The organism is Leucobacter luti (genome assembly GCF_050310065.1).
Taxonomy (GTDB): Bacteria; Actinomycetota; Actinomycetes; order Actinomycetales; family Microbacteriaceae; genus Leucobacter; species Leucobacter luti_B.
This window is the reverse complement of record NZ_CP190007.1, coordinates 822,651-835,030: the sequence shown is the minus strand read 5'-3', so window position 1 is coordinate 835,030 and position 12,380 is coordinate 822,651. Positions and strand designations below refer to the sequence as shown.

General features: G+C 70.1%; 10 protein-coding genes. 2 read left to right on the top strand and 8 right to left on the bottom strand.

The genetic code is table 11. The features are described 5' to 3' along the window. The first annotated feature begins 127 nt into the window (after window positions 1-127). The gene (gene ppk2, locus ACOPJ3_RS03705) at window positions 128-1,084 is read left to right on the top strand and encodes a polyphosphate kinase 2 (protein ID WP_427870487.1); all 957 of its coding nucleotides are present in this window, start codon (window positions 128-130) and stop codon (window positions 1,082-1,084) included. Window positions 1,085-1,092: 8 nt separating this feature from the next. Here ppk2 and ACOPJ3_RS03700 read toward each other — a convergent pair whose 3' ends face one another. Together ACOPJ3_RS03700 and ACOPJ3_RS03695 are read right to left on the bottom strand one after the other, a co-directional pair. Then, window positions 1,093-1,551, bottom strand: coding sequence for an adenylyltransferase/cytidyltransferase family protein (locus tag ACOPJ3_RS03700; RefSeq protein ID WP_427870486.1), 459 nt, complete (start codon window positions 1,549-1,551; stop codon window positions 1,093-1,095). Further along, on the bottom strand, window positions 1,548-2,951 hold the full coding sequence (locus ACOPJ3_RS03695; RefSeq protein ID WP_427870485.1) for an O-antigen ligase family protein: 1,404 nt from the start codon (window positions 2,949-2,951) through the stop codon (window positions 1,548-1,550). Before ACOPJ3_RS03695 ends, ACOPJ3_RS03700 begins: the two co-directional genes overlap by 4 nt. A 93-nt stretch (window positions 2,952-3,044) precedes the next feature. Here ACOPJ3_RS03695 and ACOPJ3_RS03690 point away from each other — a divergent pair, with 93 nt between their 5' ends. Then, window positions 3,045-4,265, top strand: coding sequence for a YveK family protein (locus ACOPJ3_RS03690; RefSeq protein ID WP_427870484.1), 1,221 nt, complete (start codon window positions 3,045-3,047; stop codon window positions 4,263-4,265). Between the two features lie 16 nt (window positions 4,266-4,281). Here ACOPJ3_RS03690 and ACOPJ3_RS03685 read toward each other — a convergent pair whose 3' ends face one another. From ACOPJ3_RS03685 to ACOPJ3_RS03660, 6 genes are read right to left on the bottom strand one after another with little or no spacing between them, the layout of a single operon-like run. After that, window positions 4,282-5,010, bottom strand: coding sequence for a CDP-alcohol phosphatidyltransferase family protein (locus tag ACOPJ3_RS03685; RefSeq protein WP_427870483.1), 729 nt, complete (start codon window positions 5,008-5,010; stop codon window positions 4,282-4,284). A 3-nt stretch (window positions 5,011-5,013) separates the two neighbouring features. Then, window positions 5,014-7,905, bottom strand: a complete 2,892-nt coding sequence (locus ACOPJ3_RS03680) for a fibrinogen-like YCDxxxxGGGW domain-containing protein (RefSeq protein ID WP_427870482.1) — start codon at window positions 7,903-7,905, stop codon at window positions 5,014-5,016. 26 nt (window positions 7,906-7,931) lie between these two features. After that, window positions 7,932-8,594 (bottom strand): hypothetical protein, encoded by a 663-nt coding sequence (locus ACOPJ3_RS03675; RefSeq protein ID WP_427870481.1) that lies wholly within the window; start codon window positions 8,592-8,594, stop codon window positions 7,932-7,934. Between the two features lie 40 nt (window positions 8,595-8,634). Then, the gene (locus ACOPJ3_RS03670) at window positions 8,635-10,107 is read right to left on the bottom strand and encodes a polysaccharide biosynthesis C-terminal domain-containing protein (protein WP_427870480.1); all 1,473 of its coding nucleotides are present in this window, start codon (window positions 10,105-10,107) and stop codon (window positions 8,635-8,637) included. After that, window positions 10,104-10,871, bottom strand: coding sequence for a WecB/TagA/CpsF family glycosyltransferase (locus tag ACOPJ3_RS03665; RefSeq protein ID WP_427870479.1), 768 nt, complete (start codon window positions 10,869-10,871; stop codon window positions 10,104-10,106). The genes ACOPJ3_RS03670 and ACOPJ3_RS03665 overlap by 4 nt, the downstream gene beginning before the upstream one ends. Next, window positions 10,871-12,253, bottom strand: a complete 1,383-nt coding sequence (locus tag ACOPJ3_RS03660; protein ID WP_427870478.1) for a sugar transferase — start codon at window positions 12,251-12,253, stop codon at window positions 10,871-10,873. Before ACOPJ3_RS03660 ends, ACOPJ3_RS03665 begins: the two co-directional genes overlap by 1 nt. Window positions 12,254-12,380: the final 127 nt, after the last annotated feature.

The window sequence follows — 12,380 nt, the reverse complement described above, 5'->3', positions numbered from 1 at the left end:
CCAGACCCGGATCCGGATCCGGATCCGCAGCTCCTGCAGCCGCCAGAAAATGAGTCGTCCCCAGGTCCCACCGTCGTTTTAGACTGAAGGTGGAACGCGCACGCGCGCGTCCGGAGAGGCGCCCCGCATGGCCAACGAACCCCACGAGCAGAGCTCCGACGTTTTTGAGATGGCCGATCCCGGCCAGATCGACGTCACCCCCGAGATCGACGAGATCGGAGAACTCCTCGGGCGCGACCGACCCTCGGACGACGGCCCGGACGCCGCGTGGCGGCAGGGCTACCCCTACGACACGAAGATCTCGCGCAAGGAATACGAGAAGCAGAAGCACAAGCTCCAGATCGAGCTGCTGAAGCTGCAGGCGTGGGTGAAGGAGTCCGGCGAGAAGATCGTGATCCTCTTCGAGGGCCGCGACGCCGCGGGCAAGGGCGGCGCGATCAAGCGCTTCACCGAGCACCTGAACCCCCGCGGCGCGCGCGTGGTCGCCCTCGAGGTGCCGACGGAGCGCGAGCGCACCCAGTGGTACTTCCAGCGCTACGTGCAGCACCTGCCCTCGGCCGGCGAGATCGTGCTCTTCGACCGCTCCTGGTACAACCGTGCGGGGGTCGAGCGGGTCATGGGCTACTGCACGCCGCAGCAGTATCTCGAGTTCACGCGCTCCGCCCCCGAGTTCGAGCGGATGCTCGTGAACTCGGGCACGCACCTCATCAAGTTCTGGTTCTCGGTCGGCAAGGCCGAGCAGCACGAGCGCTTCATGTCGCGCTCGCTCGATCCGGTGAAGCAGTGGAAGCTCTCCCCCACCGACCTCGCGAGCCTCGACAAGTGGGACGACTACTCGGCCGCGAAGGAGGCGATGTTCTTCTACACGGACACCCCGCAGGCGCCGTGGACCGTCGTCAAGTCGAACGACAAGAAGCGCGCCCGCCTCGAGGCGATGCGCTGGGTGCTGTCGCGATTCGACTACCCGAACAAGGACCATGAGGTCGTGGGGACCCCCGATCCGAAGCTGATCGGCGCGCCGGATAGCGTGTACGACGACGGCGAGACCCCGACGGGCAGTTTCCCCGTCGTCGGCGGGAAGTAGGCACCGGGCTACGCGGCGGCCGAGTGACGCCCGCTGCTCACGCGGCCGAATGCGCCGAGTTCATCGAGGGCGCGGCGGATCTCCGTGCTCGAAGTAAACGAGGTGTACGGGAAGTAGACCACCTGCACCCCGACCCCGGCGAACCTGCGCTCGAGGCGCTGCCCCTTCCGCGTCCCCTGCCAGTCGTCGCCCTTGAAGAAGTGGGTGAACTGCACCTCGTGCCACACGTCGAGTTTGTCCGGTGTGCGCTCGATGTGCACCTCGTCTACGAAGTCGATGTGGCTCACGATCTCGGCCCGCTCCTCGGTGGGAATCACGGGAGATCTCCCGCGGGCACGCAGGAGCATCTCATCGCTCACCACCCCGGCAATGAGGGTGTCGCAGTGCAGGCGCGCCTGTCGCAGCAGGTTCAGATGCCCAACGTGGAAGAGGTCGAACGCTCCAGCGGCGTAGCCGACCCGCATCATGCCCTCCCCTTCCCGCCAGCTTCTCGCGGCGCACTGACCCTTCTGGGCCTCGACGCGCTCCGAGCGAGTCCCCGTTCCCTCACCGTACGCACGCCGCGCCTGCGGCGCATCGGCACTGATTGCGTAGTCCGGGCGTCATCGCGGGCGCGCGGCGGCGCGCCCTCTCGCAGGGCCGCGGCCCCCGCGATGAACGACACGATGAGCCCGTGGGGAAGCAGCCCGTAGAAGAAGCTCTCGACGAGCGTGACGAGTTGAATGGTGTGCAGCACCAGCACGTGCGGACCGCGCCATCTCGCCGTCGCGAGCACGAGCCAGACCAGCGCGAGGAGGAAGCAGGCGAGCGCGGGGAGCCCGTGCGAGAACATCACCATCCAGACCTGCCCCTGCGTTCCCACCGCGGGCTCTGCGACCTGCGAGGGCCGCGGGGCGCCGTATCCGAACAGCGGCGATTGCAGGGTGCGCTCCCAGGCCTCGAGGTAGAGGTTGGAGCGGGTCGTCGTTGAGGCGCTCACCTCCGTCCGCGCCGACAGCCGCTCGGGGAGGTCGAGCAGGAACACGGCGACGAAGCCCACGATCCCCACGCCGCCGAGCGCCCGCACCTCCCGCGCCCGGCCCGCGAGCGCGAATCGCAGCAGGAGGTAGGCTCCCGCAACCCCGAGCCCGAGCAGCATCCCCCGATTGAGTGAGAACGCGGCCGGGACAAACGAGACGGGGAAGGCGATGAGCAGCCCCTGGAATCGCCGCCCGCGCCCGAGCTCGCCCGCGTACGCCACCGCCGCCGGCAGCGTGAGCGAGTACACGCTCCCCCACGAGTTCGTATAGAGGAACGGCGCGGACGGGCGGGGCGCCAGCTCCAGGTGCCCGTCCGGGTTGTACTGCGCTGTGCGCCGGATCGCCATCTCGCCGACCAGTTCGTTCGAGAGCAGTGCGTCTGGCAGCACCCAGGCGAGCGGCGTGGCGAAGGCGAACTCCGGGAAGAGGATCCCCGCGTATCCGCCGATCCACGTGTAGACCCACAGCAGGGTGAGCAGGCCGAGCACCGTGCGCATCGGTAGGCGCTCAGGTGCGTTCAGCACGTAGACAAACACGACCGTCACCGACAGGTAGAGCAGCGCGCGATACCCGAAGGCGAGGAGCCGGCCCGAGCTGTCAATGCCGATCACCGAGACCAGCATGAGCACGAGAAAGAGTAGCCACAGCCCCATGCCGCGCGGGATCGAGATCCGGCCGCGACGCAGCATGAGCGCCGCCATGCAGCCGGCGATCGGGATCCAGACGATTTCCGCGAGGCCAGAGAACCACCACAGTGGCAGCCCCGCGATCATGAGCGTGAGCGGCCAGCTCGGCAGGACCGTCGCGCTGGCGCGGCTCCCGATGGCGCGGTCGTTGCGGCGGTTCATGGCTCTCCCGGAGATGACATAGGCTGGAGAACAGAAACCGGTGTCTGGGGGGACACTGCAACATCAGGCATTTCCCCGGAGGTCGGTTTTCTCATGTCTCGTGCCGAACACATCGACGAATCGCTTGGGCTCTGGCAATACGTGCGGGTGCTGCGCAGACAGCGCTTGTGCGTCCTGATCGGGACGGCCGCCGGGTTCCTCGTGGCCGCCGCCATCCTGCTCATCGGCCCGCACTCGTACACGGCCACCACCACGGTGAGCCTCAATGTCATCTCCACCGAGCCGTTCAGCCAGCAGCGCAACGCCGCGAGCCTCATCGACCCCCAGACGGAGGCCGACATCGCCCGCTCGCACGTGGTCGCGGAGAGCGCCTCGAAGGCGCTCGGAGGGGACCCGACGCCCTGGGAGCTCAGACGCGACTCCACGGTGCAGGCCCCGGGCGACGCGACCGTCGTGCGAGTGTCGTACACGGGCCCGAGCGAGGCGCTCGCCACCAAGGGCGCCGACGCCGTCGCGACGGCGTATCTCGAGTACCGCAGCGCGCAGGCCGAGGCCCGCCTGCAAAAGATGCAGACCCATGTCAACGAGCAGATCGAACGCCTCAACGAGGAGCTCGTCGAGGCCAACACCGCGGCAGCGGCGTCGGACGCGGACGAGGCCGAACGCGGGCGGGCGGCGGCGCTGCAGCAGCAGGTGCAGGTCGAGCTCGACAGCCTCCTCACCCACCGCATCGCGCTCGCGAACGTCGACACGACCGGGGGTGCGATCATCACTCCCGCCGAGGACTCGCCGCGCGAGCTGTCCCCCGGGATCTGGCTGACCCTCGGCACCGGGACCGGAGCGGGCGTGGTGCTCGGCATCGTTCTCGCGTTCGTCCGCGACCCCTTCGACCATCGTCTCCGCACCGAGGCCGACATTGCGGAGGCCCTCGGCGCTCCCCTCCTCGCCAAACTCACCGGAGAGCTCGGGCAACCGCTCTCCGAACAGGCCGCCGGCGAGGAGATGCGCGTCGTTCGTGAGCAATTGCTGCAGGTCGGCGCGGGCCACGGCCCGGTCCTCGTGTTCGATGCGCGGAGGTCTGAATCCCAGTCGACGGCCGCGGCTGCCCTGGAGTGGGCGGCGTCGAGATACTTCACCGTCGGCACCCTGCGGGCGACCGAAAGCCGTGCAGACTGCCTGGCAGCCCTGCGCACCAGCACCGCGACGCTCGTCGTGTGCTGGCCGCGGACGGCCCTGACGGACGACCTCAGCTGGTTTGCCCGGGAGGCCCAGCGGGCAGGCACGCCCGTGACGGGCTTCGTGATCGAGCCGTGAACCGAGGGGCGGCCGATCATGCCGGAACCGCGAGCGCCAGGTACTTCCGGCGCATGGAAACGACCGCGTAGGCGGCACTGACCAGGAAGAGCAAGCTGTACAGGCTCGCAAACGCGAGCGGGAAGCCCCACAGCACAAAGCTCCAGTACAGCGTCCCGGTGTCGACGGGCAGCAGGAGGAACGATCGCCACGGGCCGGCCCGATCGGTCCCGGAAGGCCCCGAGATCCGGCTGCGCAGCGCCAGCTGCTCCGCGAGGATCTGGCTCAGAAACTGTGCAGAGCCGAGCACCGAGAAGAGGAGCGGAACGAGCGCCCACCACGGCGGCAGCGCGCCGCGGGCAAGCATCCCCACGGCGACCGCGAGATGCACGAGCGGGCCCCGAGCCGCGTCGACCACGTGGTCCAGCCACTCGCCGGCGGGCCCGCCCGCGCCCGTGAGCCGCGCGAGTTGGCCGTCCGCCGAGTCGAGCGCGAAGCCCAGCGCGAGCAGGATCGCCGCCAGCACACCCGCGAGCACCGCGGAAGGCACGCAAACGAGGCAGGCGAGAGCCACGAGGGAGACGAGCCCGCTCGTGAGCGTGACCGCGTTCGGCGAGCAGCCCGCCACCGCCGCGAGGGCGGCGAGACGCCTCCCGACCCAGCGATTCACCCAGCGCATGTAGGCAGGCACGCCCTCGCCGCGCTTCTGCGCCCGATCGAGCTGAGCTACCGCCTCCCGGTACTTCCATCGCCTCGTTCCCGGCACCGGCTACCCCCGGGTCGCGCGCGGCACGGCCACGGCTTCGAGCTCGAAGCTGTGGCTCGAGGTGAGCCGGTACCCGGAGTGGACCGAAACCGCGATCGTGTTCGCGCCGCTGCGCAGCTGCTCGGCCGGAACGTCGATCACGACGGGATGGGCCAGGGCGGCCTGAGCGTTCGGCGAGCTGTCCGCATAGCTGCCGTGGCCCGCGAGCGGATCGCTCACGTTCGCCCTGCCAACCTCCGCGCCGTTCACGTACACCACGATGCCGTCGTCGGCGCGGGTCGTGAGGCGCAGCTGCGAGACCGCGGCCGCGTCCTCGATCTCGAAGGTCTTCCGGTAGACCGAGACGAGCGGTTTCGGGGTGTCGGCCTCCAGCTTCGTGGCGATGTCGGCGTGCCCCCAGCCGAACGGCGCGGGCCCCCGATCCCACGCAGAATCGTCGAACCCGGGGGCCGCCCAGTCCGCGGGGAGCGGCTTCGCGGAGAATGCGAACGACCACTCCGATCCCGCGTCGATGACCGGGAGGGGTTCCGGCGACTCGGGGTCAGGCTCCGTGGCCTCTCCCACGCGGGTGGCCGCTGTCGAAGCCGAGGCGTTCCCCCTGGCGTCGATCGCGCGCACGAAGTACCTCGCATCCGGCTCCTCCGCGGGCAGCGTCGCCTCGGTCCCGGTGACCGTCGCGAGCACACGGTCCTCGCGCAGGAGCTGGTACGCCTTCACCCCGCGATCATCGCTCGACGCATCCCAGCGGAACACGAGCTCGTCGCCCGCGCGCTCGATCCCGAAGCGCGCCGGCGTGCTCGGGGCCTGGGAATCGCGCAGTGGTTGCCGGGTGAAGCCGCTCGACCACTGCTTCGCGTAGCGCGCGTCGGTCGAGTGGGAGTAGTCGCCGCCCTGCCAGAGCGTCCCGGCGGAGTCGACGAACAGGGCCCAGGAGCCGGCGCCCCGATAGTTGCTGAACGAGCCGTTGAAGCCCGTGATGCGCTCCCCCGTGGCGGCGTCCCACGCGCCCGTGCCCCAGATGGGGTTGACCTCGCTCCAGGCGCTGCCGACGTTGGGCCAGGTGAAGGCGCCCTCGTACTGATCTCCGAAGCAGTGACAACCCCCGTACACGGCGTCACCGGCGGCCGCGAGCGCCTGGAAGTCGCCTCCCGGCAGCCCGATCGAGCCGCTCAGCCGCGTGAAGTCATCTCGCGAGAAGCTGAAGAGCGAGTGCTCGGAGCCCGCGAGCCAGACCCGGTCCCCCACTTCGAGCACGGCCTGCTGATACCCGCTGCGATTCGACGCGGAGTACTGCGGTCGCCAGGTGAAGAGATCGTTGCCCACCGCGGTCACCGCCGCAGCCTTGTTCGCGGTGCGCCCCCGTGACGCGGTGAAGTATCCGGCGAGATAGACACGGTCTTCCCGCTCCGAGGCGTCGATGGAGACGACGGTGCCGTTCAGTTCGGGGTTCCACGTGTGATCGGGTGTTCCGTCGTGCACGCTGAACCGCCCGGCCGCGCGCATGTACTGCTCGTTCGCGACCGTCCCGCCGAGGCCGTGGGTGAAGGACCCCGCGACATACAGCCAGTCGCCCTGCACGTCGAGCGCGCGCACGATGGGCACGCCCCCGCTCAGCCGGTTGACGAGCCTCCCCGTGAACTGCCGGTCAATCTCCCCGGTCACGGCGTCGAGAACGACGAGACCCTGGTGGCGCTCGTCGTTCACCCTCGTGAAGTATCCCCCGACGGCCACTCTGCCCCCGGGGAGCTCTGCGAGTGCTCGGATGGCGTTGTCGAAGCGAGGACGGAATGCTGGATCCCACTCGCCCGAGTCGCGATCGAACGCCGCAAGGTAGCGCTGATCGGCCTTGCCCGCGCCGGCCGCGGTGCGCTGCACCGCCGTGAAGTTGCCGCCGACGAACACGCGGCCACCGGATTCGGTGAATGCTGCGGCCTCGTTGAAGCCCTCGAGGCTCTGCGGTCCGGCGCCGAGGCCGGTCACGCTCCAGGGCTGCGGCAGGGCGAGCGAGTCGACGACCGTCGTCCCCGTGCGGGCGGGGGTGCCGGAGTCCGGGATCGGCGCGAAGAGGTCGCCGCTCTTGAGTTTCGGTCGGAGATAGACCTGCGTGAACGGCCTCGCATACCCGCTGCGGGTGTCCTTGGACCAGAGGTAGCTCGAGTCGCTCGGGTTGCCGCGCACGAGGCGGCCGAAGCCGAAGCCGCCCTGCCATCCCTGGGTCGCACCGGTCGTGGAGGACACCCGTCGATAGGAGCTATCGCTCCCGAAGTCGCGAGTGACGCCCCCGGATCTCGTCCGTCCATCGATCGTGAAGGATCGCACGCGCTGGTCGTTCTCGAACTGCCAGCTCCAGTCTCCGCGCGGGGTCGCGAAGGTGAAGCTCGCCTCCTGCCAGCTCGTTCCCCCCTGGTTCTTCGCGCGCACGAGTCGCACGCCGTCCTGGAGCTGATCGACGCGCTGCCCGCCGAGCAACTCCCCGATCGTCTCGGATGAGAGCTGCCGCGGCGAGAACGCGGACGGGCCGGTGACGGCGCTGCGCACCTCCGCGACCTCGCCCACTCCCGCATTCGCTGCAGACCACCCCTCGCGCCCGCGCCCGATCAGCACCCATCCACCGCCCTCGCGCTCCTGATCGCAGTAGAACTGCTCAGGACCGACCATCTCCGGGGTCGAGAGCCAGTACACCCCGCTTTTCGCCCGCGGGAACTCCTGCTTGATCTCCCAGCACGAGGCCGCGGCGGTAGCCTCGGTGCTTCCGTCCACCCGCGCAGCGGCCGAGGCGGCGTCGCCCCACGGCTGCGACCCCGGGGGGATCCCGAGCACCGTGGCTCCGACGCCGAGCGCCACGAGGGTTGCGAGGGTCCGTCGAAGGCCCCGTGAACCGGATGTCACACGCATGAGTCCGTCCTTTCGTCGTGCGGAGTTCAGCACCTGGCATCCTCCGGAAAATCGTGCCGTGCGATGCGCCACTGCCCGTCGTCGCCGAGGGCGAGGACCAGCCGGTGACGCGAGACGGCCTGCTCGTCGTCCTGCGCGCCGATCGGGGCGCCCTCCGAGTCGCGCAGCACGACGTCGCTCGAGTCGATGCACGCGATCACCTCAGCTCGGCCGTCGGCCGTGTCGCCCGTGATGGGGTCCACGTCGAGCACTCGCGGGGATCCGGAGAGGCTCCAGCCGTTCACCACGAGCTCACCCCACAGTGCTTCGATTTCGAGCGCGTACTCGTCAACCGCGACCCTGGCGAGCAGGGCGTCGAGCTCGTCCTCGGTCGTTTCCGCTGCGAGGCTCGGAGCAAGGCCCTCCACCAGGAGGGCCTCGGTGCGCTCGGGTGTGAGGGAACCCGCCCCCTCCGGTGGGTCTGGCCTATCGGTGGGGGGACCAGAGTCACCGGAGGGAACGGGGGCTTGGGGACCGGTCGTGGCGGGGAGCTCCGTCGCCACGACCGGAACGGTGACGGCGAGCAGGACGCCGAGCATCGCGCCAGCGATTGCGGCGGAACACGCCACGAGCATCGCCGTGCTGACCTTCCGTGGCTCGGGCCACGAGATGCGACGGCTGCGACGGCTGCGACGGCTGCGGCGACTCATCGGGCCATCTCCCGCACCGAGAAGCCGGGTCCCTGGTAGGTCAGGCCCAGGGCGCGGCGATCGAGCCGCAGAGACCGAATGCCACCCCGCCGACGAGGAGGGCGACGAGCAGCCCCACCCCGGTCGCGCCGAGGATCCATCGCGCGAGCACCGCGGGCAGGGCAATCGCGCCGCAGGCCACGGCAAGCCCGCGCAACCCCGCCGCCGCAGCGAGGGGAAGCCGAAGGATCCAGCGCACCTCGGCCCAGGCGAGCGCCGCATCGAGGGCGGTGGCGATGGTCCAGGCAACCGCCGCGCCCGCGATGCCGAATCGTGGCGTGAACAGGATGATAAGCGCGACGTTGACCGCGACGACAACCGCCTTGTTGGCCGCTGCGAGCCCGCTGCGGCCCGCCGTAAGGAGAATCGTCTGCACGTTCCCCGCGAGCGAGGTGATGATGGCGCCGACCGCCATGATCCCGAGTACCGGGGCGCCCTCCGCAAAGCTGTCGCCGAGGAGTCCGAGCCCGAACGGGGCGAACACGGCGAGGAGCACAAACAGCGGCGCACTGAACAGCACCAGCCAGCTCGTGGCGAGCTGATGCAGCTCGCGCACGCCGGCGCGCTCACCCCGGTGCAGCATTCGACTGAAGTTCGGAGCGAACACGATCCTGATCGTCGTGTCGACGATCAGTCCGGCCGCCACCAGGCGGCTCGCGACCCCGTACACTCCGGCCGCCGAGGGGCCGGACACGGCGCCCACGATCAGCACGGAAAGCCAGAGCAGCAGCTGTTCCAGGCCGGCGGAGACCACCCTGGGGACGGCGAAGCCCCAGACCTGCCGCACGGGCACCATCTCCGAGAGCCGAAACGCGCCCGCCGCGAAGAGCCCGCGCACCCCTCTGGCTGCAACGAAGAGCATCACGATCAGGCCGAGGAGGAACGGTAGCGCCCAGGCGACGAGCACGCTGGACAGGCTCGCGCCCCACAGAATGGCTGCCCCCACCGTCAGCAATCGGACCACCGGCACCCCTACGCTCCCGATCAGCACGTACTCGCGGATCCGGCCGAGCGCGCGGCTGACCGCGAGCACGGTCAGCAGCATGGCCGCGATCGGGAGGAAGGGCGTCACCGCACGAATCGCCGCCTGCAACTCCCGGCCGCCCTCTCCGTCGGGGATGAGCCCGTTTCCGCCAGCGACGACCGCCCAGGCGACGCACCCGGCGATCCCGGCCGTGGCAACCAGCATCAGAATCGTGGGTCGCAGGCTGCGCTGCTGATCGATCGCGAGCCGCGGAAGCAGCCACACGGCCGCGGAGTCCATCCCGAAGCGAGAGAATCCGAGCGCGATCATGAACGCCCCGACCGCCTGCAGCACGATGCCGGCATCGCGGTCGCCCAGGGCGCGCGCGATCCCGACGATGAACACGAAGCCCGCGATCGAGCTGCAGGCGGATCCGGCAAAGCTGAAGAGACTCTTGCGGGCCAGGCGCTCCTCGGCGCCGGCGCTCCGGCGCGGAACGGCGACCGTCATGGCCTGCCCCGTCCCGCAAGCTGCCGTGCGAGCGCGAACAGGAACTTCGCGTTGCCGATCACGTAGCGGCCGGCGAGACGGCGAGGCTCGCGGATCAGGCGCCACAGCCACTCCAGCCCGGCGTCGATCATCCAGCCGGGCGCCCGGCGCTGCGCACCGCTCAGCCAGTCGAAGAGCCCTCCGCAGGTCAGCACCACCGGGGGAAGATCCTCAGCGTGTTCGGCGATCCACCGCTGCTGGGCGGGGTCGCCAAACCCGACGAACAGGATCCCGGTCTCGTGGTCCGCGATGGCATCGAGCACCTCGATCGTCTCACTCGCACCGAAATAACCGTGCTGGGTCTTCACGCGCAGCTCCGGGATCCGTGCCCGGAGCCTGCGCGCGGCCTCCTCGGCGACGCCGACGTCGGATCCGAGGAAGAATACGGGGATCCCCTGTTCCGCGGCGGCGGCGAGCAGGGGTTCGGCGATGTCGGTCGTCGCGAGGCGCTCTTCGTGGCGACCGCCGAGCAGGCGCGCCGACCACACGATGGACTGGCCGTCGGCGTAGCACGCGCTCGCGGCGAGGAAGTCGCGCAGCCGCTCATCCCGTCGCGCCAGGTTGCACACGTGCGCGTTGACGCCCACCGCAACGTCGACGCCCGGGCGGCCCACCCACTCCATGACCGCGTCCGTGATGCTTGCCTCGCAGAAGGGCTCGACCGGCACCCCGACGACATCGACCGTGCCGGAGAGCGGCTCCCGCACGTTCATCTCCCGCTTCATCAGTACGCCCCCTCGCGGCTGACCACGGCCCGAGCCGTCCGCCAGATGATCTGCAGGTCGCTCATGAGCGACCAGTTCTCGACGTAGCTGAGGTCGAGCCGCACGCTCTCGTCCCACCCCAGCTCGCTGCGGCCACCCACCTGCCACGGCCCGGTAATGCCCGGCTTCACGTACAGTCGGCGCGGCACGGCCCCTCCGTAGACCTCGACCTCGCTCGGCAAGGGCGGCCTCGGCCCGACGACGCTCATGTCCCCGCGGAGCACGTTCCAGAACTGGGGCAGCTCGTCGACCGAGAAGGCGCGCAGGATCCGTCCCACGCGAGTCACCCGCGGGTCGTTGCGGATCTTGAAGAGCGCCCCGGCGGCCTCGTTCTGCGCCCGAACCTCGTCGAGCCTCCGCTCGGCGTCCCGGTGCATGGTGCGGAACTTGTACATGGTGAAGGTGCGTCCATCGCGCCCGACCCGCGCCTGGGCAAACACCGCCGGACCCCGGGAATCCACGCGGATCGCGAGCGCAATCAGGGGAAAGAGCACCCCGATCAGCAGGAGAGCCGGAATGGCGATCCCAATGTCGAGGGCCCGTTTGAGCAGGTGCCTGCCGCCCTCGTAGCTCGGGATCCGGATCCTGAGCATGGGGAGCCCCTCGACGGGGCGATAGGAGATCCGGGGGCCCGCCGCGTCGGTCAGGCGGCTCGAGACGACGATGTCCGCCGCCGAGCCCTCGAGCTGCCAGCTGAGCTGGCGCAGAAAGTCGGTCTGCCGCTCCGGGAGGCTCGCGACCACGATCGTGTCCGCCCCGAAGAGCACCGCGACGTCCCGAATCTCGCCGATGTCACCCTCGACCGGGATCCGGCGCCCCGCAACGACGAGGTGGTCGATCGGCTCCTCCCCGCTGCCGTGGCCTCCGGCCGAGAACAGGGTCGCCCCGACGACCAGGAACTCCGGGGCTCCCGCGTCGAGCGTGTGCACGGCGTAGCGCACGCTCTCAGCGTCTCCGATCACGAGCGTCCTGGCGGCGTAGCGCCCCTCCTCCTGCCTGCGGTGCAGCCAGGTGCGCCAGGCCCAGCGACTGACGAGCAACGTCAGCGTTCCCACGGGAAGCGCGGTGAACACCAGCACGCGCTCCGCGGTCTGATCGAACAGGACGAGGAAGGAGGCGATCGTGCCGAAGGTGAGCGCTGTCGCGTTGGCGACGCGCTGATACTCGACGGTGCCCGATCCGAGACAGTCCAGCTCCCGGCTCCTGAGGCCCGCGAGGAAGAGCCACCAGACTCCCACGAGCGCCCCGGCGACGAGCCCCGTCAGCGGCCGCACCTCGGCGACGGCCCATTGCACCAGGATCCCGGCTCCCGCGGCAGCCAGCACGCCGAGGCCGTCGGTCACCGCGAGACGGGCCCGCAGCGAGCGGCTCCATCGACGTCGGCGTTCCAGCGCGGGCAGGGGGCGAGGTGACACGGGAGAGGCGCACGCCCCGAGTTCGACGGGGGCGGCGTCTGCACGGGGTGTCCCC

What these genes read in the sequence shown, in the direction of transcription:
- ACOPJ3_RS03670 (WP_427870480.1), bottom strand. Translation starts at nt 10,107, where the DNA reads ATGACGGTCGCCGTTCCGCGCCGGAGCGCCGGCGCCGAGGAGCGCCTG.
- ACOPJ3_RS03680 (WP_427870482.1), bottom strand. Translation starts at nt 7,905, where the DNA reads ATGCGTGTGACATCCGGTTCACGGGGCCTTCGACGGACCCTCGCAACC.
- ACOPJ3_RS03665 (WP_427870479.1), bottom strand. Translation starts at nt 10,871, where the DNA reads ATGAAGCGGGAGATGAACGTGCGGGAGCCGCTCTCCGGCACGGTCGAT.
- ppk2 (WP_427870487.1), top strand. Translation starts at nt 128, where the DNA reads ATGGCCAACGAACCCCACGAGCAGAGCTCCGACGTTTTTGAGATGGCC.
- ACOPJ3_RS03700 (WP_427870486.1), bottom strand. Translation starts at nt 1,551, where the DNA reads ATGATGCGGGTCGGCTACGCCGCTGGAGCGTTCGACCTCTTCCACGTT.
- ACOPJ3_RS03675 (WP_427870481.1), bottom strand. Translation starts at nt 8,594, where the DNA reads ATGAGTCGCCGCAGCCGTCGCAGCCGTCGCAGCCGTCGCATCTCGTGG.
- ACOPJ3_RS03695 (WP_427870485.1), bottom strand. Translation starts at nt 2,951, where the DNA reads ATGAACCGCCGCAACGACCGCGCCATCGGGAGCCGCGCCAGCGCGACG.
- ACOPJ3_RS03690 (WP_427870484.1), top strand. Translation starts at nt 3,045, where the DNA reads ATGTCTCGTGCCGAACACATCGACGAATCGCTTGGGCTCTGGCAATAC.